Consider the following 23644-nt stretch of genomic DNA (forward strand, 5'->3'; position numbering starts at 1 on the left):
AACCGGCCTGCGCGCTGTGGAATCGGAACGGAAGGCCTCGGCCGCCGGCATCCGGTTTTGCATCTTAGCGCATCCCTTCGCTTTGATTGCCGACACAATTTCCGCTTTGACCGGCGTGCCCGCTCCACCTCTAGCTTCAAGTCGGTCAAGTTCATCGGAGCAATTTCGCTTGGACTTTCGCCAGGATCGGGTTCCTCGACATGATCGCGGGCTTGACGCTCGACAAAGTTGGGCTATCGCGCGGAAAATCGCCGGCTGACTCCACCCTGCTTATACCCGCTTCGTCGCATAGCGCCCTCAAACCGGCTTCCAGAGCGACTTCGCATTCCACCGGATAGCCCAATCGGTTGGCTGCCGCGTTGGCGGAGCGATTGTCATTTGCACGTCTCCTTGCGTCCGTAGGAGGGAATTATTTCTGCTTGCTGCCTGCACTCTTGCCGCCGGAACTCCTTGATCGCTCTTCGACACGCTCGGTGCCCTTAGCAAGATCGGAACCCTTCTAAGCTTCTATCCGCCGCTCCTCACGCTTCGCGTTCTCCATCAGCATCTTCGCAGATCCGCCGCCGCTGGTAGGCGTGGATTTCGTAGCCATTAGCTCGATCCTTGATAGTGTTCTGAACCACAACGTAGAGCGAGCCTGGTGGTTCCGCCCGATCGATACAAGGACTTGCCCACGAAACGGTTGGCGTCGGATTGACGAGACGGCCATGGGGGCAGAACCGGATGCTTCCTCAATGCCAGTGCCCCCTTCTGTCAGGGTCGGGCGATCTGAGCATTGTGCCACGGCGTCTGTTCCGGTTTCCTCCTTCGAGCAAACGTATAAACTATGCACCGAGGAAGGCTCGTTCAGGCGCTGAGCCGGTTCGAACAGATGAGGCGCTTGGGTCCGCCTCACGCACGACGGCCTTGAGATCTGTATCGCCCCAAATGGAGGATGGATTGGTTGTCATCCGCCGCCGAGCCGATTTGACTTCGACGATAGACTTTCGCTGCTGCGGTTTCATAGGGATCCAATGTTCGGCGCCTTAGTTGCCTGATTTCCTCATCCAGTGCAGTCATCTCACCGAAGAAGGTTATCAGTCCCATCATTTCAGCTATAAGGTGGGAGACATCGCCCAAAGGGGATTCAAGGCATATGCCCCCAGAGAAGAAGGACCGTTCGCCTGTTGCGCTGGNTCAGTCCCATCATTTCAGCTATAAGGTGGGAGACATCGCCCAAAGGGGATTCAAGGCATATGCCCCCAGAGAAGAAGGACCGTTCGCCTGTTGCGCTGGAACAGCGCGACGTAAGCGCCGACCAGCGCATGTTCTCGCCTTCCGTTGCGCGAAATTCGGCGCCGATCCTCGCGGYCCTAAAACGTGTCCTTCCAACACRTGGCGCCGTGCTGGAGATTGGATGCGGGACCGGCGAGCACGCCGTGTGTTTTGCGGGAGCAATGCCCAACCTCACCTGGCAGCCGAGCGATCCGGATGCCGACGCCCGCACCAGCACGTCTAGCTGGATCAAATTCGCAGGGCTGAAGAATGTGCTGGCACCGCGGGATATTGATGTGTGCTCAGGACAATGGGGCGTCGAACAAACGGGGCATTTTGACGCCATCGTGTCGATCAATATGATCCATATCGCGCCATGGGCGGCAAGCTTAGGAYTGTTCGCAGGAGCTGGCCGTTTGCTTCAMGCTGGTGGGCTTCTTCTTCTCTACGGCCCATTCATGCGCGACGGGGCACACAACGCCCCCTCGAACGCTGCTTTCGACGCGGCTCTAAAGGAGCGCAACCCATCCTGGGGTGTGCGTGATATCGCTGATCTTGAACAAGTGGGTGAGGCCGCTGGACTTAATCTCYGCGAGACGATCGAGATGCCTACCAACAATATGTTGCTGGTCTTCTCCAGCGGTGGTGCCTGAACGACAATCGTCCCAGGTGCCCATGCGACGAGAAATGGGAGGACGCGTCGTGTCGNGTGTGCTCAGGACAATGGGGCGTCGAACAAACGGGGCATTTTGACGCCATCGTGTCGATCAATATGATCCATATCGCGCCATGGGCGGCAAGCTTAGGAYTGTTCGCAGGAGCTGGCCGTTTGCTTCAMGCTGGTGGGCTTCTTCTTCTCTACGGCCCATTCATGCGCGACGGGGCACACAACGCCCCCTCGAACGCTGCTTTCGACGCGGCTCTAAAGGAGCGCAACCCATCCTGGGGTGTGCGTGATATCGCTGATCTTGAACAAGTGGGTGAGGCCGCTGGACTTAATCTCYGCGAGACGATCGAKATGCCTACCAACAATATGTTGCTGGTCTTCTCCAGCGGTGGTGCCTGAACGACAATCGTCCCAGGTGCCCATGCGACGAGAAATGGGAGGACGCGTCGTGTCRGTCGCCACTGAGCCGGTGCTGGGCGTTGCCAAGGAGATGCGCTCGGTTTTGGCCTTTGGTCAGCGGGTCCTGGAGGGTAGTGGSCTTGGTCCGGACACCTGTGACTTCATGTTCGGTACCCCCAGGAACGGTCGCATGGGGCGAAGCAGAAATGTATCCGGTTCGTGGAGAGCTGCTGCGCGAAGGTGATGACTACTGTTAGTGGCGCAACTTCGACCTCCAGCGTGGTCGACGGCGATGTCTGCTTTCAGGCGGCGGCAGCTCACCTCAACGGACGACAGGCGGGGAGGCGCATTGCGGACTGACGGCCTATCACCAAAAGGGACTAATGTTAGATCATCGGAGGCTTCAGAAGCGCGCCAATCCGCGAGATACTAACCGAGGGAATAAAATCGAAGTCGGCGCAGATGGCCATCGCCTGATCTTTGGTCAATCCCGCTGTCGAGGTAACGTTCGTGTCACCGTTGCCAACAGCCCAAGCACTCTCCCACAGCACCGCCAGCAAGTGGGCGCCGCTCTGCATGTTCTTGACGGTCTTGTTACCGAACTTTCGCCATAGGTGCTCCGCTCGCTCCTTCGGCTTGCCCAAAAAGCTGCCGAACTCGTTGACGACCGCCATCGGCGGAATTGAGGTGAAGGTCTTGCGCATCATCTCAACGGTTAGCTTGGCGGCCTCGAAACCGGTCGTAATCATCTCCTCAGCTTCGGTTTTTGGGGTGTTGAGAAGACCAGCCAGGACCTTCTCACGGAAGGCGCTGATCATGGTGTCTTCATATCCCCCATGGACGCCTTTGCCGAAACGTCTCATCTCCGTCTGGCCCTTCCGCTCGCCGCGCGTGAAGATGTACTCGACCAGACGCAGCGGATCACCGTCATGCAGATATGAGATATGGAGCGGCTGGCACGCATCCCCAATGTAGTGAGTGAGCGTGCCCGCAGCACACACGAACTCTCGGGGCTTGTCGGCGGCGGCGAACTCGACCATCGCGTCGAATGTTTGCCAGACCCGGAAAGGCAGCAACCCGCGATACTTTTCGGCTATCGCGTCGCCGCTCTCAAGATCGGTGACTGAGTCGTAGAAGGCTGCCCATTTTCGGGGGTCGATGAACGTTTTCGGGTCGTCCCTACAAAGTTCCAGGAGAGTCTTTCCATTGGGATCGGGCTGATCCATGTCGGCGAAATGATTGGGCCCCTCGAAGGTGCGGGCGAATCCCTGCTTCGCGATACGTGGCTTCCAATAGAAGTCCGGCACATCCGCCAGTGCCACAAAATCCGCAGAACCCATTCCCGAGAACTCCCCCGCGAGGATGGTGGCGTCATCGTGACTGATGATGTCGGCATTGTTTTTCATCAGCGTGTTGAGTTTCGGCGACCGGTTCGACAGCGCGACCTGGGCGCGATTGGCGATCGAGAAGTGACCGATGGCACTCCATGTGTCGGGCTGATCGAGATTCCAGTTGCGGACCGGGTCGACGCCTAGCTCGGCACACACGCGCGACAGGAGCGTTGCCAATACATAGCTCTGCGGGCGCGCTTCGCCGGCCGAATAGAGCATGTTTCGGCCCCACTGCATGGCCAGCGGCTGGTAGTCCTTGTGCTTGGCCTTGGACTTAGGCGATTTGCCCTCGTCGTCTGGCTCGAGAAGCCAGAGTGTTCCTGAATCACCGGGGTGGGTTGCGAACGTTGGTTCTTTCGCCTTGTTGGCCTCAGCAGGACGGGGGCCAATGAGCAGGTCAGCGACGTACTCAAACCCGCCATTGGTCTTGTAGCGGTAAAAGAGTGCGGCTATCTCGCCCTCCATCTCACCGCTTGCGGCACCGGTACCACGAACGTCGCGACCGATGAGCGCCAACGAAATGGTATGGACTGAGAGGTCGACCATCTTTCCCATATGGCCGACATGGCGGATTTCGGCGGTCCAACGGTCGAGATTGTCGATGTCGATGAGGCCGACATCGAGATTGACGTAGACGTCGCGGCCCGGCCAGCCGGGGTAGTGCGTCGTGAACAAGGCGCGCGTCAAATGCTTCTCGGAGCTCACGCCAATGCGCTGTTCCTTACCGCCTAGCCGCGAATAGATAATTTCACCCGCTTCGCCGGCGACATGTCGGTTCGTGAGGGCATAGACGGTGTGACCATCGCTCACCAGGCACGCGATCGTGGCAGCGTACTCCTGGCCCTGGTTGCGCGCGACGACGGGCCACCCGCCGCCGATATTGTTGACCGGAAAGACCGTGCTGAGCGGACGCGTCTCGTTCCGGCTTTCCTTGGGCGCTTCAATCACGCACACCGGGATGCTGCGGCCATCCGGCAGGTATAGCGTCTTCGGCACTAGGTCGCCTGGCTCTAGCTCTTTTTCTGTAACCCAGCGTTCGACGAAAACGAGTATCGCTGGCCAGGAGTAGTAGCGAATTTGCGAGTTCGCGAGCGTGCGCGCGTAAGTGCCGTGGACTTTGCCCTCGCTGCGCTCGGTCGGCCAGCTATCTTTGGTGCGGATGCGGTAGAGGCCGATAGCTGTCGCGATCACGTTCGCGTGGCGCATGAGGTGGATGTGGTACTGGTCTCGTGCATCGAGAAGATCGCGCAACGAGAGTTGGTCATGGGCTCGATCGAGACGTTTCGTAGCCATGCTGCCCCCAACAGAATTGCGTTTCTAGTATCGCCTCAACAACCCTCGCCGTCTAGGCCGATGTCTCATGTGTTCCACGGTTGCATTTGGATTTAGTATTAATGGTCGCTCGCAAGGTAACCCTGTCACACTCCCTTTTCGAATGTGGCCATTGGCGAAGCAGACCGTCGGCCTTTCAGAACTCTATCGCGTGCTATGAGCGACCAACTTGAGGGCGCAATGCTGCGTTCACAGACTTAAGCGTGGACGTCGCCTTAGAGGCGGACAGAATCGCGCTCCCACCAGATCGCATAATGTATCAACGGGAATAAGGCGATTTGGCCTCGTGCAGTTCAGCTGGAGGAGGCGAGCCGTGGGTGTGGCACCCGGGGCGGGCATTCAGCGGTGCCAGTCAGGGGCAGTTGCCAGTTTGATGTCCCGCCAGCAAAGGTTTGGCGCACCGTGCACTACGGCGTCTGCTGCTTCCGTTTTTCCTCGTCGTATGCGCGGCGGCCAACCAATTTGCTATGGGAGAACTTCGACCGTAACCGGCCGGTCCGCAAGCTTCTCGAGAGTTGCCGGCGACGCCTTATAGGTCCCGATGTGAAGCGTCTGGTCTGAGTAATCGATGCCGGCTGTATTGTAGTAAAAGCCGAGGTTTCCCCACGGGACGAAGTAGATGAGGTCGCCGTCTTCGGGGTCGGATCCGGGCGAGCCGATGTGCTTGAGCTTACGGGGCAGATAGCTGATTTTTTCGCGGCCGGCGAATTCCTCAAGCTTGAGTGTGAGCGGCAGCATCGAAAGGAAGTCGCGCACTGCTGGACTGTCTTCGCCGACTGTTACGTCCACCGTCGTTGCACCATCGGTGAACCGCACGACCGTACCGATCACTGACGTGGGATTGCGATCCTTTGTTTGAGCAAAGGACATGGTGGGCAATGTGACCGAATGGGCTGCGAGCAAGAGCGCAACCATTTGACGATTGAACCGCGACATTCTTTCGTTCTCTCGACTGTTGGCACCGGCTACCTGTTTCCGGTGTGACATGATCGGGCTCGAGGGGCCTTCGTTCCTGCTCAAGCCGTTCGATACCGACCAATATAAACGGTCGAGCAGCATCCGATTACCTCTGCCACTTCGCTTGCCGTCATGCGCCCAGTCCATGAGTGCCGCTCAGTCGGGCGAAGATCATCAGCCGACTGATCGATGCGCTTCATAAGCGCATGCGCATTTCCGGCGCTAATCGCGCAGCCAGATCGAAGGTACTGTCTCTACCAGGTTGATCGTTGACCGCCAGCAATCGCCGCGAAGCCATGCAACCCACGAGATGATCGATGAGAACCCATTTTGAGCCAGTGTCGAAGCCTTGGAAGACCACGTCGCGATGCGTTGCGCTTCTCCTGGGGCGCGCCCGACGCCGCCTGGCTGGCACGGCAACCGACCCCTTGGTCTCCGCGGAGGCGCTCGGCGATGCTATCGATCGTGAAGTAAAAGAGGGCCTGGCCTACATGTTCTGGGGCCGGCTGGTCGCGCTGGGAACGCTCGCCCTGGGGGCGGTCCTTGCCGTGCCACTCGACCGTTCGGGCCTATATGTAGCTGCCATCGTGGCTTTCGGGTTGCTCAATGCTCTTTCCTTTGGCTTGGCACGCAGCAGTCGCTTTGCGACAGTGGCGACATGGTCGTTCGTCGTCATCGACGCAGCGATATTGACTTACATCTTTGTCACGCCTTCGCCGTTCGCCGTCGAAGGCTGGACGTCCCAGCTCAACCTTCGCCTGCCGAATTTCCTGTATCTGGGTGTGTTCCTCGTGAGCATGGCGCTCAGCTACTCGCCAGCTCTCGTCGTCTGGAGCGGCGCGGTGACCATTATCGTCTGGAACATCGCCTACTGCTGGGTCGCCACGCGGCCCGATTCCATCGCATATGGGAGAGATTTGCTCGATGGCGGGTTGAGTGATGCTGACATCATCGCGCTGGTGCTCGATCCGCGCTCCGTGAGCCTGATCAATCTCTCATATCAGACGATGTTCCTGGTGCTCGTGACGATCATTCTCGCGATCGCTGTTTGGCGCTCGCGCCGGCTTGTTCGCAAGCAGGTCGCGGCGGAGGCCCAGCGCAGCGCCTTGTCGCGCTACTTCTCCCCGAACATCGTCCGCGAGTTGTCCAGCGGGACGAGCGGATTTGGAGAGCCTTCGCTCCAGACGGCAGCGATCCTCTTTGCCGATATGGTGGGCTTCACCAGGATTTCGGAGGGGCTTGCACCAGAGGATCTCGTTAAACTGCTGAAGGAGTATCACGCACGTCTGGCGACGGTTGCCTTTGCCCACGGCGGGACCGTGGACAAGTACATCGGAGACGAAATCATGGTGCATTTTGGCACCCCTCGTCCCCGGAAGGACGATGCCGCGCGAGCGCTCGCTTGCGCGCGGGACATGCTGGAGCAGGTCCGGCAGTGGAACGAGCAGCGGCTCGCTTCTGGCGAATACCCAATCGAGGTCGGCATCGGCGTCCATTACGGCGAGGTCATCGTCGGAAACATCGGAGACGAGCGGCGCCTCGAATACACGGTGCTGGGCGACACGGTGAATGTTGCGAGCAGGCTCGAACGGTTGACGCGCACAATCGGGACGTCCCTTGCGGTCAGCGAGGATCTGCTGATCGCGGCACGGGCGCAAAGCGCGACGAATCTAGCGCCCACAATCGAGGAGCTGCAGCCCGATCAGATGCACTTCGTGCGCGGGCGTCGGCGACCGATCGTCGTCTGGTACCTTCCGCGGGCGCACAGGCAGGATAGGCGAAGCGTAGCGAGCCGCCGTCAACCCTCCGTCCCAGCACAGTCTAGGCAAGTGGATCGAATCCTTTCTGGGACCGGAATTACGACCTTTGATATCTCAAGGCGTCTACCACCACCTTGAATGCCGGCGAGTTCTGATGCCGGCTCGGATAGTAGATATAGTAGCCGGGGAAGGGCGGTGACCAGTCGGAAAGCAGCGCGACCAGACGTCCCGCCTCGATATGATCGGTCACCAAGTCCTCCGGCAAGAAGGCTATCCCATGACCTGCAAGCGCGGCGTCTACCATGGGATAGGACGTGTTGAACGTGAGCTGCCCGTCGATCCTGACGCGAAGCTCCTGGCCGTTCTTTTCAAACTCCCAGATATAGAGACCTCCGCCGGTTGCCTGGCGCATGTTGATGCAGTTGTGTTGCATCAAATCCTGCGGGTGCTCTGGGATCGACCGATCTGCAAGATACTCCGGAGAGGCCACGGCAAGCATCCGCCAGTCGGGCCCGATCCTGACCGCGATCATGTCTTTTTCGATGCTTTCGCCGAGCCGAACTCCCGCGTCGAAGCCGTCGTCGACGATGTTGCGCAGGCCATTGTCACGACTGAGCTCAATCTTGATATCAGGATATTTCGACAGGATCGGCTTCAGCTTGGGCCAGACGACGGTTTCGAGCGCATGATCCGACAGGGTGATTTTGATCGTACCCGACGGCGTGTCGCGCAACGCCGTAAGTGCCGCCAGATCGCTCCTGATTGCGGATATTCTCGGCGACAACGAATGAAACAAGCGATCCCCGGCTTCAGTCAAGGCAACGCTTCGCGTCGTCCTAGTCAGCAGTCTCAGCCCCATCCGGGTTTCGAGCCGCTTGATCGTGTGACTGAGCGTCGACTGGGTTATGCCAAGCTTGGCGGCTGCCTTGGTGAAGTTGCGCTCCTCGGCAACGGCGAGGAACCATAACAGGTCATTGAAGTCTTCTTTGGCCATCGATTTTCGCTTGGTCCGCCTCGGTCGATTTATGGTGCGTGTCGATAAATGTAAGCGAAGCATGGCGTCTAATCCATAGCCGTCTCCTTTGTTAGCGTCTGTGCTGAGACAGTTTCGTTCGAGATCGTCGTGCGCATCCTAAGGAGACCGCCATGGAACTCACCATCAATGGGACCAAACACCAGGTCGACATCGAACCCGACACACCGCTGCTTTGGGTCCTTCGCGACGAACTCGCGATGACGGGCACGAAGTATGGTTGCGGACTCGCCCAATGTGGCGCCTGCACCGTGCTTGTCGATGGACAAGCGACGCGGTCTTGCGTCACTCCCGTTGAGAGCGTCGCCGGCGCCGACATCATGACGATCGAGGCGGTTGCTGATGACCCGGTTGGTCAAAAGGTCGTTGAGGCCTGGGTGGCCAACCAGGTCGCCCAATGCGGCTACTGCCAGTCCGGTCAGGTCATGGCGGCAACGGCGCTCTTGAAACAAACCCCGAAGCCGACGGACGAGGACATTGCCGGTGCGATGGTCAACCTCTGTCGCTGTGGCACCTACAACGCGATCGCGGCGGCTGTCCGCGATGCCGCGCAAGCTTGATCGGAGGTGAACCATGAACGACATGACACCCATCATTCCCGAAGCTCAGGCCACCGAGAACGGCAAACCCTTCAAGGTATCCCGACGCGGCTTTCTTGGCGCATCGCTCGGCGCGCTTGTTCTTGGCGTGACGCTTCCGGCGGCTCGAACCCGCGCACTAGCGGCCGCTCCGGCGTCCGTCACGCCAGGTTCCCGGGTTGCGGCATTCCTGGAAATCCGGCCCGACAGCACGGTACTTTTCCGCAGTGCCTTCATTGAAGGAGGCCAGGGGATCTTTACCGCCATGGCGCAGATCGTCGGCGAGGAACTGGACGTCGATCCGGCGAACTTCGTCGTGGAAGGCGCTCCCCCCGGCCCGGATTATCTCCTGACCGGTGGCGGGCGGTTCACGGGCGGCAGCATGTCGGTCCGCATGAGCTACGACACGATGCGCAAGCTCGGTGCATCCGCTCGGTATATGCTGCTGCAGGCCGCCGCGGCAAAGCTTGGCGTGCCTGCGCCCGAGCTTTCGACGGAACCGGGGAGGGTGGTCCACGCCGCTTCCGGTCGCGCAATCCCCTACGGCGATATTGCCGACGACGCCGCGAATTTGCCGTTGCCGGCTGATGTCACGCTCCGAGATCGGGCAAACTTCCGCTGGATTGGCAAACCTTTCGCGCGGCTTGACGCGCGCGACAAATCGACGGGCAAGGCGAAGTACTCGATCGACCAGACGATCGACGGCATGCTCTATGCGGCCGTCCAGCACAGCCCGCGCCTGGGCGGCGAGCCCGAGACGATGCAGAACGAAGCGGACGTGCGTGGCATGCCCGGCGTTCACTCCATCCATAAGCTACCCGGCGCTGTTGCAGTGGTCGCCAACAGTTGGTGGCGTGCGCGCCGCGCTGTCGAGGCTTTGCAGGTGAGTTGGACAGAGGCTGCTTCCGGGATGTCGCACCCCATGCCGGCGGACTTCTCTTCCGAAGCGCATATGGCGAAGTTGAAAGCCACATCCGGTGATGGCGTAGCCTTCGAAACGGAGGGCGATGCGGCTGGCACGCTTGCGGGAGCGGCGCGTGTGATCGAAGCGGTCTATGATGCACCCTATCTCGTGCATGGACAGCTTGAACCGCCATCGGCGCTCGTGCGCTGGAACGAGGACGGATCTCTCGAGCTATGGCTCCCCAACCAGGCACCGGAGATGTTTCAGGCCGATGCCGCGAAGGTCGCCGGCATCGCACCAGAGAAGGTCATTATCCACTCACCGATGCTGGGCGGTTTCTTCGGACGCCACTTTCTCTATCAGACGGCGAACCCGTATCCCCAGGCAATTCTGCTTGCCAAGGCGGTTGGACGCCCGATCAAGCTCCTCTGGAGCCGAGAGGAGGAATTCCTGCGCGATGCGCTCCGGCCGATGGCTGCAGTCCGTTTCCGCGGCGGAATTGATGCCAGCGGCACGCCGGTGGCACTCTCAGCCGTTGCGGTCGGAGAGGGGCCCACGGGCCGGTGGTTCGGTCGCCAACCCGACAAGGTCGACAGTTCCGCCGTCGAGGGGATAGCCGGCAAGGTCTATGCGATCCCTAATCGACGTGTCGGCCAGATCCATGTTGACGACCCCGCGATCATCGGCTTTTGGCGTTCTGTCGGTCATTCGATGAACGACTTTTTCTACGAGACGTTCTTCGATGAGATGGCGGATGCAGGTCAGCAGGATCCTTACGAACTGCGCCTCCGTCTCCTGGCTGGCAGTCCACGTCACAAGACGCTGCTTCAGGCCGTGGCCGATCTCGCCGGCGGCTGGAAGCGTGGACCGTTCGCTGCCGAAGACGGCACCCGGCGCGCGAGAGGCGTCGCTATGGCCTCGCCGTTTGGCAGCGAAGTGGCGACGATCGCCGAGGTGTCGTTGCGCGATGGTGAAATCGCCGTGCATGACGTTTGGGTGGCGATCGATCCCGGCAGCATCGTCAATCCTGCAATTATCGAAGCGCAGATGAACTCGGCCGTTGCCCTTGGACTTTCATCGGCTCTGCTTGAGGAAGTCGTCTACGTAGACGGCGTGCCGCAAGCACGAAACTACGACGGCTATCAGATCCTAACGCCAGACCGCATGCCGCGGGTTCATGTCCGGATCGTCGAGAGCGGTGCGCCCATGGGTGGTATTGGCGAGCCAGGTCTGCCCGGCGTTCCGCCGGCCGTAGCCAATGCCCTCTCAGTCCTGGCCGGCAAGCGTGTTCGAAGCCTGCCAATGTCCAAATTTGATCTCAAGGAGGGTGACGGTTGAAGACACTCGTTCTGGCCTCTTTGGCTTCTCTCATCGTGGCCGGTAGTGTTGCGCCTGCCTATTCCCAGGAGACGGATGCCGCGCCTGGAGCGCGGCTGTTCCAGCAACGCTGCGGCACATGCCATCAGATCGCCACCACTCGCAACGGCGTTGGGCCCCATCTGCAGGGGGTCGTCGGACGGACGGCCGGAAGTGATGAGGGCTTCAAGTATTCTCCCGCCCTCAAGGCATCGGGAGTGACCTGGACGACGGAAACGCTGGATACGTTCCTGACAAACCCGGGCGCGATGGTCCGGGGCACGCGGATGACGCAACGCTTCAACAACGCGGAAGAGCGGCGTGCGATCATCGAGTTCCTCGGCTCGCGCTAGGCACAGGCAAGCATGCGGGGTGGCGGCGGCATTGCTCGGCGCCGCCACCCCGCACTTCGTTGGTTCGCGGATTTATGCGCCTCTTCGATTAATGCAAGTGAACGATGTCGGCTAATTCGATTTCTTCCACCGTGCTAATCAGTTTCGCACGGGAGAAAACTCGCTGAATTGAAGGGCGAAACTAATGACCCACATGACGTATGAAGAGACACTGACGAGACCCGCCGCGGCCTGGGGCGCCGTCGTCTCGATGGCACTTTGTGTCGCGGTACTGATCGCTTCAGAGTTCATGCCCGTCAGTCTCCTGACGCCGATTGCAAGCGATCTTGTCATGACGGAAGGCCAGGCAGGACAGGCAATTTCGATATCCGGGCTGTTCGCCGTGGTGACGAGCCTGTTCATTGCAGGGATCACCCGGAGCATCGATCGCAAGGTTGTCCTGTCATCGTTCTCGGTCTTGCTGGTCGCTTCAGGCCTCATCGTCACATTTGCTCCGAACTACACAGTCCTGATGATTGGCCGTGCACTGCTTGGGATTGCAATTGGCGGCTTCTGGTCGATGTCCACCGCAATTGTCATGCGCCTTTTGCCCGCCACCGCTGTGCCGAAGGGGCTTGCGATATTGAACGCTGGGAACGCGATTGCGGCGACGATATCCGCACCGCTGGGCAGCTTTCTGGGCGACTACATTGGATGGCGCGGAGCATTTTTCTTCGTGGTGCCTTTGGCGCTGATCGCGCTTGTCTGGCAGTGGCTGAGCATGCCCTCGCTGCCGCCGCGTCGACGGCGCGCCGCCGGCAATGTTTTCCGCCTGCTCAAGCGCAGACAAGTCGCGATCGGCATGACAGCAATCCTGCTGCTGTTCATGGGGCAATTTGCGCTCTTCACCTATCTCAGACCCTTCCTCGAGTCCGTCTCCGGCTACTCCGTTTCCGCCTTGTCTCTGGTGCTCTTGTTAATGGGACTCGCCGGCGTGGTCGGAACCTGGAGCATCAGTTCGCTGCTTTCGACGCGCCTTTACCCGATCGTGATTGGTATTCCCCTTGTCATGGCAGCGATCGCTGCAATGCTGATTGCATTTGGGTCGGCGAAGATTGCCGTTGCGGCCCTCCTGATTGCCTGGGGCTTCTTTGGCACCGCCGCGCCCGTCGGCTGGGGAACCTGGTTGAGCAGGGTACTCCACGATGATGCAGAGGCAGGCGGGGGACTGCAGGTCGCCGTCATCCAGTTTGCCATTACCGTTGGCGCGGCTGCTGGCGGATTCCTGTTCGACTGGAGCGGATGGTGGAGTTCGTTCGCATTGGCAGCCATTCTCCTGCTTGGATCGTCGGCGGCAGCTTTTGCGGCGTGGATGGATTGGGAGCGTTCAAGATGAAACGGCAAGCCACCTCGATGACGCGCCGCACTCTGCTCGGCGCGGGTATCGTCGGCACGGCCTTGCCACATCTCGCATGGGCTGAGGAGCAGACACACATGAAGGCACGTTTCATCTTCGCTGATCACGACTTTACGGTGACACTAAATGACAGTCCGTCTGCCCGTGACTTCGCCTCGATGCTTCCGCTGGATCTGGCGTTCTCGGATTTCTCCAACGAGAAAATCGCCTACCTGCCGCGCAAGCTCCATCTGGAAGCAAGAGGACCTTTCCCCAACGAGGCTGCAGGCGACCTCTGCTACTACATCCCGTGGGGCAATCTTGCCTTCTTCCACGGCGATTACATCTCAACGAGAGATCTCATTCGGCTCGGTCGCATTGATGGCGGCATCGAGCCGCTGCTCACGCGCGGCGAGTTTCCGCTTCGCGTCGAACGCCTGTCCTGACGCCATCGAAAGGGAGTGAAGCATGCTGGCTACGGTTCTGCACGGCAAAGGCGATATCCGTTGCGAGGAGGTCGCCGAACCAAAAATTCTCAAACCCACCGACGCCATCATCAAGTTGGCGGCGTCCTGTGTTTGCGGCTCCGACCTATGGCCCTACCGTGGGCTCCAGCCGGTGGGCGGGCCGACACACATGGGCCATGAATATTGCGGCGTCGTCGTCGAAGTCGGCGAAGACGTCAAGACGTTGAAGCCAGGCCAGTTCGTCGTGGGATCATTCTGCATTTCCGACAATACGTGCCCCCACTGCCGCTTCGGTTTTCCGTCCTCCTGCGAACAGCGGGAGTTCATGTCTGGTGCGCAGGCGCCCTATGCCCGAATTCCGCTCGCTGACGGCACGTTGGTAGCGACCCCCGAAATGCCGTCCGACGACCTCATTCCGAGCTTGCTGGCCGTTTCGGATGTCCTTGGTACCGGCTGGTATGCCGCCGATGCGGCGCGGGTACAGCCCGGGTCGACGGCCGTCGTCGTCGGCGACGGCGCGGTCGGTCTGATGGGCGTGCTCTCGGCCAAGCAAATGGGGGCTGAAAAGATTATCGCCATGAGCCGGCACAAGACTCGTCAGGATCTCGCGCTCGAATTCGGTGCCACGCATATCGTCTCGGAACGAGGCGACGAAGGTGTCGCACGGGTCAAAGAGTTGACAGGCGGCGTCGGGGCTGAATCCGTTCTTGAATGCGTCGGAACGCAGGAGGCGATGACGCAGGCGATGAACTGCGCTCGTCCCGGAGGACACATCGGCTTTGTCGGCGTACCGCATGGTGTCCAGATCGATGGTCAGACCCTGTTCTTCGCCCAGAAGAGCCTGATGGGCGGCCCGGCTCCCGTCCGCCGCTATCTCCCCTATCTCATGGAACTTGTACTGAACCGTGAGATCAATCCGGGAAAGGTCTTCGATCTCGAGGTTCCTCTCGCTGACGTTGCCGAAGGTTACCGCGCGATGGATGAACGTCGCGCGATTAAGACCCTCCTACGAGTCTGAGAGCGAGGCATACAGCCGGGCGGGCTGCTCCGCCTGGCACTCTAACCTGGCGCCCAGGGGCGGTGGCCGTCCAATTCATGGAACTGATGTGAACGACAATCCGCTTCTCATTTTGCCGACGCCTGTCAGGGCGCGTCTAACGGACGACCCCATTGAACTCCTCAAGTTCGCCGCTGAAGCATTCAAGGACTCGCAGGTAGCGATCGCAACACTGGTTGAAATCCGGGGCGGTGCTGCGCGATCACTCGGCTCACAGGTGATTGTGCTCAGCGATGGTCGCTTTGCCGGGTACGTTTCTGGAGGGTGCGTCGAAGCTGCCGTCGCCGCTGAAGCACTGCTTGCCATGGCACAGGGCCGCGATCGAACTGTGCGCTTCGGCGATGGATCCCCGTTCCTCGACGTTGTGCTTCCGTGCGGAGGAGGGATCACGGTCGCTATCCACGTCATGCGGAGGATGGAAGAAGTCGAAAGGGCGCTCGAATTCTTGAGGCTACGACAGGCGACCGCTCTGAGATACTCGCCCGCCAAACAAACGCTGGACCTGGTCGAACCGGTGGAGCGCGCGGGATGGCTCGGTGACGACTTCTTGATCATCTATCGCCCCTCTACGAAAGTCGTCATCTCAGGGCAGACGATCGAAGTGCGAAGCGTTGCGCGTCTGGCAGAATGTTCGGGGTTCGAGGTTACCGTTCTGGCACCGGAGAGGGGATTGCGTTTGATCGAAGACGTGGTCGATCCGTTTTCCGCCATCCTGCTTCTACACCATGACCTCGAACAAGAGATGCCGGTTATTGAGGCCGCGCTACGAACCTCATGCTTCTACCTTGGCGCTCTAGGGAGCAGGCGGACACATCAACTGCGCCTCAATCGGTTGCTGAGGCTAGGACACGGTCAACCCGAACTGGCACGCATCAAAGCACCGATAGGTCTGTTCGGCCCCGCCCGCGATTCTACTTCCCTGGCACTTTCAATCCTCGCGGATGTGGCAGCGTCCCGCTCGGCGGCGTTCGGATGAGCCTTGAGTATTGCCAGCTCCCCTGTCGCTTGCCTCCGAATCCGCATTCCTCAATGGAAGTCATCGATATCGCAAGGTGTCGACCAGCAATGTGAGGGCAGGCGATGCGAGACGGCGGCTCGGGTAATAGAGATGGTATCCGGGAAACGAAGGGCACCAGTCGGCTAAGACGTGGATCAGCCGTCCTTCCTTCACGAGCGGATCTAAGTGATCGCAGGGCAGGCAGGCAACGCCCTGCCCATCGAGGGCGGCGTCGACGATCATGGCGACGTCGTTGCAGACGAATTGACCTTGGACCCGGACGTTGATGGGGCGCCCGTCCTGCTCGAATTCCCAAGCGTAGAGTCCACCGAGCGTCGGGAGCCTCAGGTTGACGCAGTTGTGCCGCGTCAGATCGTGCGGGGTCACCGCCTCGGATGCCGCTCGAAATACTCTGGTGAGCCCGCCACCGCCATCCGCATTTCGGGACCGATCTTCACTGCGATCATGTCCTTCTCGACACTTTCGCCGAGCCGCACTCCGGCGTCATAGCGCTCGGCAACCAGGTCCACGAACCTTTGGTCGATTGAGATTTCGATCTTGACCTCCGGATAGTCCGCCATCAGGCGTTTGACGGCGGGCATGAGGATCGTTTCCGCGGCTTGCCGGCTGGATGTGATACGGACCGACTCTCCTGGTTTTTGGCGCATGGCGCTCAGCTCTTCGATCCGGCTCCGAATGTCGTTGAAGGCCGGCCGCAGCGTTTCCATCAACCGCTCTCCGGCCTCCGTCGCAACGACATTGCGCGTTGTTCTCGCGAGAAGACGAACGCCCATACTCTCCTCCAGCCGGCGCAGGCGTGGCTGCTGATGCCAACGGAAACGATGCTTGATCGGGGAACCCGCGCGGCATCTCGGGAGTTCGACACTGTTGGGAAAGCTTCACGAGCATTGTGCTGTGTTTGTTTCCGATTTGTGCGTCCAGTTTCGCATAATGTATCGACAGGACCTTATGACCGCAGGTCCTCCGGCCATAGGACCGAGGTCTTCAAGCGTGGCCCTCTTCAATCCTCGGAAGGAACCACGCGAGAAGCCCTGCAAGCGGGAGGAAGGAGCAGACGTAGTAAACCGTTTCGACACCATAGTTGTCGGCCAGCAGCCCGAGAAGCGCTGCGGCTATACCGCCAAGGCCGAAATTCAGGCCGTAGAACAGCCCACCAATGAGTCCTATCCGGTGCGGCAGCAACTCGATTGCGTAGATCAGGATGGATGCGAAGGCGCTCGCCATGATCAGGTTGATCATCACCGTCAGCACGCCGGTCCAAAAGAGGTCGACGTGTGGCAGGATCAACGTCAGCGGAAGCGGCCCCAGAACCGAAATCCAGATGATACGATAACGCCCGATGCGATCACCGACGATGCCGCCGATCAGCGCGCCCGCGGCCGAAGCCAGCAGGAAGATGAACAACATCATCTGTGCGGAGGGGATCGAGAGGCCGAACTTCTCCATGAGATAGAAGGTGTAGAATGAGCGGAAGCTCTCACCATAGGCGTTCTTAGTAAACATCAGCAGCATCAGGACCACCAGGGCTACCCCGATCGTCGCTGGCGCGTGACGAACGGCGCCGCCCGCCTTCTTGCCGTCTGCCCGCATCGCCATGAATGCGGCGCTGATCTCCCGCTGCTTGCTACCGATCCATACAAGAAGTGCCATGGCCATCAACGCGAGAACGGCAAACCAGGCGAGGCTCGGCTGTCCCCAGGGAACGATGATCAGCGCAGCGAAGACCGGGCCGAGCGCGCCCCCCGCCTGACCGCCGACCTGAAACAGTCCCTGCGCCAACCCCTGGCGCCCGCCGGCGGCATAGCGCGCCATGCGCGTCGCTTCCGGGTGAAAGATGGACGATCCAATGCCGATCAGCGCAACTGATACCAGAATCACCGCGTAGCTATGGGCGAAGGCAAGGCTAACCAGGCCAGAGAGTGTAAACATCATCCCCACGACCGGTGAATAGGGCGCGGGATGTTTGTCCGTCACCATGCCGATTACCGGCTGCAGCAGCGACCCGGCGATCTGGAAGGTCATGGTGATCAAGCCGATCTGCACGAAATCCAGCGCATAGGCGTCCTTCAGGATCGGATAGGCGGCCGGGATCAGCGACTGCATCAGGTCGTTGAGGAGATGGGTGAGACCCAGAATGACTAGCACAGCGAGATGCGTCTTGGGACGCGTCATGGTGGGAATGGCGACGGTCATGATTGTTGTTCTTGGCCCTTGGGAAATTCGGCGAGGCGGTTTTCAGCGGCATCGGACCGTTATCGGTAGAACACGGCGCGCCGCTATGGGAGCTTATGCATCGCTCGAGGGGCAGGCAACCGTTTATTCGCGCTACGAGGGCAAGAGGAGACAATCCTAGCGCGATGGAGATGGCAGCGTTACATCACTGGGAGCCAGCTTCGAGATACCAAGTACCCCGGCCTGTCGATTTGCGCTAGCTATTGATCGTTTCTTGGAGCTTCTCGATTTTTGCAAGTATGACGTCGAAGGTGGGCGGACTGTCATCGAACATCATCGGCGCCATCGCACGATAGTCTGCACGCAGATCCCTGACCCGCGCCTCGCTCGGCATCAGGCGCAGCGTCCCTGGCCGCGCGGTGTCATAGCTGGCCCAGCCCGATCGGAAGAAGGTCGCCTTGTGCTTCGCCACCGTCGCCAGAAGGTCGAAATCGCTTGCTGCGGCTTTGCCCTCGTCGGTATCGAGAAGCATGGCGAGGTCGTAATAGTGTCGTGAAAAGTATTGCGGCGTCGCGGATTCAGCAGGGCGATGGACCTCCGCGTGCAACGCCGTGGCCTTCTCCCAAAAGGTCCGCTGCGCAGCGAGAACGGTGACAGCTGCGTCGGGATTTTCGAAGAAGTCGGGATAGTCCTCCGCCGCATAGGGGCGCATGACCTTCTGCTCCGTCGGCCAGGGATCGCCGCGCGCGCCGAGTTCGAGCTTCACCCGCGGCGTGATGTAGGCCATGCCCTCATATTCGGCGGCGGGTAGCGCGGTCGGATAGTGGAAGTTCACGTTCTGCGCGTCGCCGGCATCGATCTCCAGCGACCAGGCGCCATCGGTCGGTTCGCCGAGTTGCTCTGTGATGGCGGCGCGAAGCGCCGGAAGCAACTTCTCGGCGATATGCGCCTCGACGTCGCCCACGAGATCTTGGATGAGTTGAGCCGCTTTTTTTCGGCTAATTCCCTCTTTCTCGGGATCACGGTCGCCGACGTAGCCGAGGTCGGCACGATCAAAGGAAAGATCGATATCTTCGGAAAAGCGGCGGATCGCGCCGAAGGCCTTTGAGAGGGACGTGCCGCCCTTGAAGACCAAAGTGGCAGCGTCCTTCCCTTGCAGGCCGAAAAGCCGCTTCAAGGTCCAGCAGACCCAGAAGTCCTTTTCGATGATCGTGTCGGCGACCCCTCGGCCCGCGCCGGTCTCGCCAAACAGGGCCGCCCGATCGGTGGCTGGGAGAAGAGCGACCTTATCCATCTATGTCGCCCGACGCTGCGTTGGCGATCGAGACGAGCGTCGGCCGCATCCAAGCGGGGGCTTGGACCGCGGTGGAGGCAAGTGTCTTCTTGTCGCTGGCCGACAGACGCCGCGCTGCGATCTGTGCAACGTCGGCGGCGCGCACCTGCCCCACATGACGAAGGGCTTGGACGACCGTGCCGGCCGCGCTGCCCGGAGCAATCAGATGCTTGGGCGAGGCGTGACGCAGATCGACCACGCGCTTGCCCAGCACGACGCGGCGGGAGGGGCCATCAGTCAGATACGTGCTCTTCGCCGGAACCTGAGTCGAGAGGCCGAGCGCGTTCGCCGCGCGCGCGCCAGCGATCTGCACCTGCGAGCCGGTCTCGCGTGCAAGCGCCTGCGCAACGTCGTCGGGAGTTGGAGAAAGCGGGCCGAGCTTGGGATGGACCTTGGGGTAATCATACAGGCCACGCGCCAGGCGGCGGAGCTTTCCGGTCTTCGCCAGGCGGGAAAGGGCTTGATCGACCGCTGCGCGCGCCGCCACGTCCAGGAAGTCACGAGGCGTGAAGACGCCGCCACGCCCGCCTGCGCGGGCGCGTCGCATGATCCGATCCGGAACTGATGTGACGTCGACTTTCATGTGTCAGAAAATACTGTATCTTTTTCTGACATGCAAGGGCCGCGAAATACGGAGGCGAAAACGGTCGACTGGCGGCAAGCGGCGATCCGTGGTGTCTTACTTTACTGCCGAAAAGGCGGTCGGTGACAACAACTGGTTAGAGATATTGGAGAGGATTTGCCCGTCGCGCTCTGACTCGTCGCGGGCCTTAAGCCATGCGGGATCAGTGGTGAAAGCTTTCCATTTCACCTCGCGATCGGCTAGCGATTCCCAGGCGATGAGGTAGGTGAGACGCTGGCTGTTTTCGCCCACGATTGTGGTGAAGAAACCCGCCTGCTTGATGCCGTGCTTGTCCCATATTGCCAGCGTGTGTTCGGCAAAGCGGTTGAGCAGCGCGGGCAATCGGCCGGGCAGGCAGTCGTAAATTCTGAGCTCATAGATCAAAGTCTTGCTTCCTTATGTGCCTTGAGAAGGACATGTGTTTGGCGCTTGCTCCCTGCGCCCACGATGTCCTCAGAACTTGCAGCAACGTCATTTTCACTGTTAGAACGGGCCCTGCGGGTATGTCCGAACCGCTAATCTCCTGTCAAGCTGATCGCCTGCGTTTAGGCGCCGATTGGCCATGATGTTACGAACGTTGAGCACGGTGGCCAAGTTTGGAAGCTAATCGTGGGAATGTGCCGGTTAGAGCAGCCCTTGGCAGTTAATTTTGAGACGGGCGCCAGCAGCAACGCGTTGCCAATCTCCGACAGCAATCTCTCTTGGCTTGTGCAGCCTTCGAGGCTCACGATCTCTAGTGTACCCCAACACTGGAGCATGGCCATGGATCGAAGCGCGGCTGATATGCCGAAAGTATGAAACGAAATTCTTCCGCCGGACCGCGATGAGAAGTGTGCATTGGATGCAACGGCATGTGCTTGCTGTCGAAGGTTTACGTCCGGCCTTGAACATGGGTGACGATGGCTGCGGGATCTGCGACGAATGCCTGGCACCATGACCGCCGACGGCAAGAAACCTCCATCGATCCAGGCGACATTCGAAGACGCGCTAGCGAATATGCCGGACGGCTATGTCGACGGATATTTTGGTAATCGACCATGGGGCGTGACCGTCAAGCGGTCGCGGGATTGCAAACGGACTTGGCTCTATGGCGAGGAGCTTAGCGGAAGTGATATCGTCAGCTTCAACCTCTATCGGCTGGCTGGACATGGACCTATACTGAAGCCGTGCGAAATGTCCTGCGCCAAGGTGATCGAATTCGTTCTCGGCTTTGAGCCCAGCATAGAGAAGGCTGCGTCTCAACCATAATGGCCGAAGAATGAGCACAAGGCCTATGTTGCATTGCAACATGTGCATAACTGCACTGCGATTTAGGCGCTGGCGGTCGAGGCAGCCTCTGATATTTTGAGGTCAACGAAGCAATGCACCTCCTCCCGCAGAGCTTCGTGTTCAGGCGACCCACTCCTCCTCCCAAGGGGAGCCTGACAGAACAGCGGCACTCCTCCTCCCAGCCGTTGTTCAATCTTTCGAGAAGCCTGCCGCACCTCCTCCCGCGGCAGGCTTTTTCGTTTCTCCGAGATATTCAAGCCCTGAATTCAGGCATCAAAGCAGACTGCTCTGTTCCACCGGCTCTCCGGATTTCGACACGATCGTGGACCCGTACGGTTCGCGAGACGAAATGATCAGCGCGTCATCCGGTAACGGCCGGGCAAGGTCCTTTGCTTCATCCCAGGGCGCCCGCATCCAGATGTCGGTCTCTTCCTTCGTCAGCAACAGAACCGGCATGGCCTTCTCATGGATCGGCTTCACCAGGGCGTTGGGATCCGTGGTCAAAAACCCATAAAGATCGTCGGTGGTCAGGCCGTCCCTGACCTTTCGGACACTCTGCCATTGCGGCACATGCAGACCGGCAAAGAACATCAGCGACTTCTGCTCATCGCGGGCGAACCAGGCATTTGGCACGTTTCCGCCAACCTCCTGGTTGGCCGGATCCGGTTCCGCGAAACTGGTGACCGGTACGAGGCATCGATTTTCGACACCAAACCATCGTTTCCAGTGCGGAAAACTGAGCTTGCGCACATTTGTCGTGCCGCGGTCGGCCTCCATGCGGATGAGCTCTTCGAGATCGAAAGCCTTGCCCTTGGCCGCAAGTTTCTCGGCCTTCGCTTTGGCCGCCTTCTCGAGCGCGAAACGCGGGGAAGGCAGTCCCCAGCGCGCATGGACCAGTTGCTTCTTTCCGTCGGCGGTGTTGCGGACGATCGGTCCCATCTGATCCGGGTTCATCTGGTAGGCTGGCATCAGATTGATCAGGCTTTCCGCGTCCTGGGCCCACTTCGCGACCCAGTCCTTGTCTTCCATGCGATAAAGATTGCACATAGCAGGCCATCTACTCCGATTGAGCTCGAATGGCGGACAATCTAGCGGACGGCGCTGATTTCGCTAGTCGAGCCGGAAGACCTCGGCATTGTCTTGGCGTTCTCGCAAGCCCTTGTAGGATGGGTGGCGGAGTTTCCAGTCCGCCGTCCAGGCGCGAAACTCGATCTCAGCAATCAAGGTCGGTTCGACCCAGATGACATCGGCACTTCCGGAATAGGGCAGGGGCGACTGCTTTCGCTTCCAGCGGAGCGTGTCCAGCATCTTCCGTAACCTGCTCGCCTCGACTTCTTTGAATCCAGTGCCGACGCTTCCGACGTGGACGAGATCATCCCCACGATACGCAGCAAGCACCAACGAGCCGAAGCCGGCTGGGGACGCTGCCGACTTCTCATAACCGACGATGAAGAAGGCCTCGCCCTGGATGCATTTGACTTTTACCCAATCGCCGGTCCGGCCCGAGCGATAAGGCCGGTCGAGGTGCTTGCCGACGATGCCTTCCAGGCCGAGGCGGCAGACATGCTCCAGCAGGACGGCTGGTTCGGCATCGAGTGTTTCCGATAGCCTGACGGCGCCGGCTTGGTCTCTCTTTGGGCCGTTTAACGTGTCCTCGAGAAGGTGTCGGCGGGACCGGTATTCGGCTCCGCGCAGATCGTGCCCGTCCAGATAAACAAGATCGAAAGCGTAGAGGACGGCTTCGGAGGCACGGTTGCCAGCTTGTTTGCCGGATGCGCCCAGCGATTGCTGCAGCAGCCCAAAATCCGGACGACCCTCTTCGTCGAGCACAACGGCCTCGCCATCGATGATCATCGTCGCCGGCCCGAGCGCTCGGGCGGCCTGCTCTATCGCCGGAAACCGGTGCGTCCAGTCATGGCCGCCACGCGTGAGGATCCGGATCCCCCGCGGTTCAATATGAACGGCAAGGCGATAGCCATCCAATTTCAGCTCCCAGCTCCACTCGCTTCCCTTTGGGGGACGGGTCTTCAATTCCGCCAGCGCAGGCTCGACGCGCTCAGGCATGGGATCGAACAGGAGCTGTGGTTGGGCTGGATTTCGCTTGCCTCGCGGCCGGGAACGGATCGGGGCCTCGGTGTCACGAAGGAGGGGTTTTGATCTCGGAGGCTTCGTCATGCCGGGAGTTCAGCAGAAAAATCTTAAAGACACTGTGACGATCCCGACTTGTCCACGCAATCCACACAAAGGGGTTAGCGCTCGCAGGCGCCCGGAAAAAATTCGTAGGCCGCTATTGGGCTGATTCCCATAGGTATTCTGCTCATTTCTAATGATCAGGATAATATTCCCA

21 protein-coding genes and 2 pseudogenes are annotated in these 23644 nt (G+C 59.9%); 11 read left to right on the forward strand and 12 right to left on the reverse strand.

All coding sequences use genetic code 11. The annotated features are described in order from the left end of the window. Positions 1 to 409 precede the first annotated feature (409 nt). Positions 410 to 592: pseudogene (locus ASD00_RS42100) on the reverse strand (hypothetical protein). Between the two features lie 643 nt (positions 593 to 1235). Between ASD00_RS42100 and ASD00_RS28845 the strand changes: the two are divergent. After that, positions 1236 to 1907, forward strand: coding sequence for a DUF938 domain-containing protein (locus ASD00_RS28845; protein ID WP_057210693.1), 672 nt, complete (start codon positions 1236 to 1238; stop codon positions 1905 to 1907). 56 nt (positions 1908 to 1963) lie between these two features. Next, a pseudogene (locus ASD00_RS28850) lies at positions 1964 to 2320 on the forward strand (DUF938 domain-containing protein); the annotation flags it as partial. A gap of 386 nt (positions 2321 to 2706) precedes the next feature. On the opposite strand, the gene ASD00_RS28855 reads toward ASD00_RS28850, so the two are convergent. Next, on the reverse strand, positions 2707 to 5004 hold the full coding sequence (locus ASD00_RS28855; RefSeq protein WP_057210696.1) for a hypothetical protein: 2298 nt from the start codon (positions 5002 to 5004) through the stop codon (positions 2707 to 2709). A gap of 504 nt (positions 5005 to 5508) precedes the next feature. Next, entirely contained in the window at positions 5509 to 6102 is a 594-nt protein-coding gene (locus ASD00_RS28860) for a cyclophilin-like fold protein (protein WP_234908020.1), read from the reverse strand. 326 nt (positions 6103 to 6428) lie between these two features. On the opposite strand from ASD00_RS28860, the gene ASD00_RS28865 reads away from it, so the two are divergent. Beyond that, positions 6429 to 7898, forward strand: coding sequence for an adenylate/guanylate cyclase domain-containing protein (locus tag ASD00_RS28865; protein WP_162249763.1), 1470 nt, complete (start codon positions 6429 to 6431; stop codon positions 7896 to 7898). Here ASD00_RS28865 and ASD00_RS28870 read toward each other — a convergent pair. Then, a complete protein-coding gene (locus ASD00_RS28870; protein WP_057210701.1) occupies positions 7858 to 8754 on the reverse strand; it encodes a LysR family transcriptional regulator in 897 nt (298 codons plus the stop codon). The genes ASD00_RS28865 and ASD00_RS28870 overlap by 41 nt on opposite strands. 152 nt (positions 8755 to 8906) lie before the next feature. Between ASD00_RS28870 and ASD00_RS28875 the strand changes: the two genes are divergently transcribed. From ASD00_RS28875 to ASD00_RS28905, 7 genes are all read left to right on the forward strand, one after another. Further along, complete coding sequence (locus ASD00_RS28875; RefSeq protein WP_057210704.1) at positions 8907 to 9353, forward strand: (2Fe-2S)-binding protein; 447 nt, start codon at positions 8907 to 8909, stop codon at positions 9351 to 9353. A 13-nt stretch (positions 9354 to 9366) separates the two neighbouring features. Further along, positions 9367 to 11613: a xanthine dehydrogenase family protein molybdopterin-binding subunit gene (locus ASD00_RS28880; protein ID WP_057210706.1), complete on the forward strand. Its 2247-nt coding sequence runs from the start codon at positions 9367 to 9369 to the stop codon at positions 11611 to 11613. Continuing rightward, entirely contained in the window at positions 11610 to 11984 is a 375-nt protein-coding gene (locus ASD00_RS28885) for a cytochrome c family protein (protein ID WP_057210708.1), read from the forward strand. The genes ASD00_RS28880 and ASD00_RS28885 overlap by 4 nt, the downstream gene beginning before the upstream one ends. Before the next feature lie 184 nt (positions 11985 to 12168). Continuing rightward, positions 12169 to 13359 carry an MFS transporter gene (locus ASD00_RS28890; protein ID WP_057210710.1) on the forward strand — a complete coding sequence of 397 codons (1191 nt, stop codon included), beginning with the start codon at positions 12169 to 12171 and terminating at the stop codon, positions 13357 to 13359. After that, positions 13356 to 13805 (forward strand): cyclophilin-like fold protein, encoded by a 450-nt coding sequence (locus ASD00_RS28895; protein ID WP_244496165.1) that lies wholly within the window; start codon positions 13356 to 13358, stop codon positions 13803 to 13805. The genes ASD00_RS28890 and ASD00_RS28895 overlap by 4 nt, the downstream gene beginning before the upstream one ends. Positions 13806 to 13827: 22 nt before the next feature. After that, positions 13828 to 14844: a zinc-dependent alcohol dehydrogenase family protein gene (locus ASD00_RS28900; RefSeq protein ID WP_057210712.1), complete on the forward strand. Its 1017-nt coding sequence runs from the start codon at positions 13828 to 13830 to the stop codon at positions 14842 to 14844. Positions 14845 to 14932: 88 nt separating this feature from the next. Beyond that, positions 14933 to 15859: an XdhC family protein gene (locus tag ASD00_RS28905; RefSeq protein ID WP_057210714.1), complete on the forward strand. Its 927-nt coding sequence runs from the start codon at positions 14933 to 14935 to the stop codon at positions 15857 to 15859. A gap of 60 nt (positions 15860 to 15919) precedes the next feature. Here ASD00_RS28905 and ASD00_RS42105 read toward each other — a convergent pair whose 3' ends face one another. From ASD00_RS42105 to ASD00_RS28930, 6 genes are all read right to left on the reverse strand, one after another. Further along, on the reverse strand, positions 15920 to 16267 hold the full coding sequence (locus ASD00_RS42105) for a LysR substrate-binding domain-containing protein (protein ID WP_244496166.1): 348 nt from the start codon (positions 16265 to 16267) through the stop codon (positions 15920 to 15922). Continuing rightward, the gene (locus tag ASD00_RS42110) at positions 16264 to 16608 is read right to left on the reverse strand and encodes a LysR substrate-binding domain-containing protein (RefSeq protein WP_244496167.1); all 345 of its coding nucleotides are present in this window, start codon (positions 16606 to 16608) and stop codon (positions 16264 to 16266) included. The genes ASD00_RS42105 and ASD00_RS42110 overlap by 4 nt, the downstream gene beginning before the upstream one ends. A 277-nt stretch (positions 16609 to 16885) precedes the next feature. Beyond that, positions 16886 to 18094 (reverse strand): MFS transporter, encoded by a 1209-nt coding sequence (locus ASD00_RS28915; RefSeq protein WP_156585873.1) that lies wholly within the window; start codon positions 18092 to 18094, stop codon positions 16886 to 16888. A gap of 235 nt (positions 18095 to 18329) precedes the next feature. Then, the gene (locus tag ASD00_RS28920) at positions 18330 to 19367 is read right to left on the reverse strand and encodes a nucleotidyl transferase AbiEii/AbiGii toxin family protein (RefSeq protein ID WP_057210716.1); all 1038 of its coding nucleotides are present in this window, start codon (positions 19365 to 19367) and stop codon (positions 18330 to 18332) included. Next, positions 19360 to 19989, reverse strand: a complete 630-nt coding sequence (locus tag ASD00_RS28925; RefSeq protein ID WP_244496168.1) for a DUF6088 family protein — start codon at positions 19987 to 19989, stop codon at positions 19360 to 19362. The genes ASD00_RS28920 and ASD00_RS28925 overlap by 8 nt, the downstream gene beginning before the upstream one ends. A gap of 96 nt (positions 19990 to 20085) precedes the next feature. Further along, complete coding sequence (locus ASD00_RS28930; RefSeq protein WP_057210717.1) at positions 20086 to 20412, reverse strand: NIPSNAP family protein; 327 nt, start codon at positions 20410 to 20412, stop codon at positions 20086 to 20088. Positions 20413 to 20949: 537 nt separating this feature from the next. On the opposite strand from ASD00_RS28930, the gene ASD00_RS28935 reads away from it, so the two are divergent. Next, positions 20950 to 21276, forward strand: coding sequence for a hypothetical protein (locus tag ASD00_RS28935; protein WP_057210719.1), 327 nt, complete (start codon positions 20950 to 20952; stop codon positions 21274 to 21276). 294 nt (positions 21277 to 21570) lie between these two features. Here ASD00_RS28935 and ASD00_RS28940 read toward each other — a convergent pair whose 3' ends face one another. Beyond that, positions 21571 to 22344, reverse strand: coding sequence for an SOS response-associated peptidase (locus ASD00_RS28940; protein WP_057210721.1), 774 nt, complete (start codon positions 22342 to 22344; stop codon positions 21571 to 21573). Between the two features lie 63 nt (positions 22345 to 22407). Further along, entirely contained in the window at positions 22408 to 23472 is a 1065-nt protein-coding gene (ligD, locus tag ASD00_RS28945) for a non-homologous end-joining DNA ligase (RefSeq protein WP_057210722.1), read from the reverse strand. Between the last annotated feature and the right edge of the window lie 172 nt (positions 23473 to 23644).

Source organism: Ensifer sp. Root31 (assembly GCF_001424825.1).
GTDB classification, from domain to species: Bacteria; Pseudomonadota; Alphaproteobacteria; order Rhizobiales; family Rhizobiaceae; genus Ensifer; species Ensifer canadensis.

Coding starts and splice junctions, on each gene's coding strand:
- ASD00_RS28855 (WP_057210696.1), bottom strand. CDS start 5,004: ATGGCTACGAAACGTCTCGATCGAGCCCATGACCAACTCTCGTTGCGC.
- ASD00_RS28860 (WP_234908020.1), bottom strand. CDS start 6,102: ATGCTGCTCGACCGTTTATATTGGTCGGTATCGAACGGCTTGAGCAGG.
- ASD00_RS28870 (WP_057210701.1), bottom strand. CDS start 8,754: ATGGCCAAAGAAGACTTCAATGACCTGTTATGGTTCCTCGCCGTTGCC.
- ASD00_RS28875 (WP_057210704.1), top strand. CDS start 8,907: ATGGAACTCACCATCAATGGGACCAAACACCAGGTCGACATCGAACCC.
- ASD00_RS28880 (WP_057210706.1), top strand. CDS start 9,367: ATGAACGACATGACACCCATCATTCCCGAAGCTCAGGCCACCGAGAAC.
- ASD00_RS28890 (WP_057210710.1), top strand. CDS start 12,169: ATGACCCACATGACGTATGAAGAGACACTGACGAGACCCGCCGCGGCC.
- ASD00_RS28895 (WP_244496165.1), top strand. CDS start 13,356: ATGAAACGGCAAGCCACCTCGATGACGCGCCGCACTCTGCTCGGCGCG.
- ASD00_RS28900 (WP_057210712.1), top strand. CDS start 13,828: ATGCTGGCTACGGTTCTGCACGGCAAAGGCGATATCCGTTGCGAGGAG.
- ASD00_RS42110 (WP_244496167.1), bottom strand. CDS start 16,608: ATGGAAACGCTGCGGCCGGCCTTCAACGACATTCGGAGCCGGATCGAA.
- ASD00_RS28915 (WP_156585873.1), bottom strand. CDS start 18,094: ATGACCGTCGCCATTCCCACCATGACGCGTCCCAAGACGCATCTCGCT.
- ASD00_RS28920 (WP_057210716.1), bottom strand. CDS start 19,367: ATGGATAAGGTCGCTCTTCTCCCAGCCACCGATCGGGCGGCCCTGTTT.
- ASD00_RS28925 (WP_244496168.1), bottom strand. CDS start 19,989: ATGAAAGTCGACGTCACATCAGTTCCGGATCGGATCATGCGACGCGCC.
- ASD00_RS28935 (WP_057210719.1), top strand. CDS start 20,950: ATGCCTGGCACCATGACCGCCGACGGCAAGAAACCTCCATCGATCCAG.
- ASD00_RS28940 (WP_057210721.1), bottom strand. CDS start 22,344: ATGTGCAATCTTTATCGCATGGAAGACAAGGACTGGGTCGCGAAGTGG.
- ligD (WP_057210722.1), bottom strand. CDS start 23,472: ATGACGAAGCCTCCGAGATCAAAACCCCTCCTTCGTGACACCGAGGCC.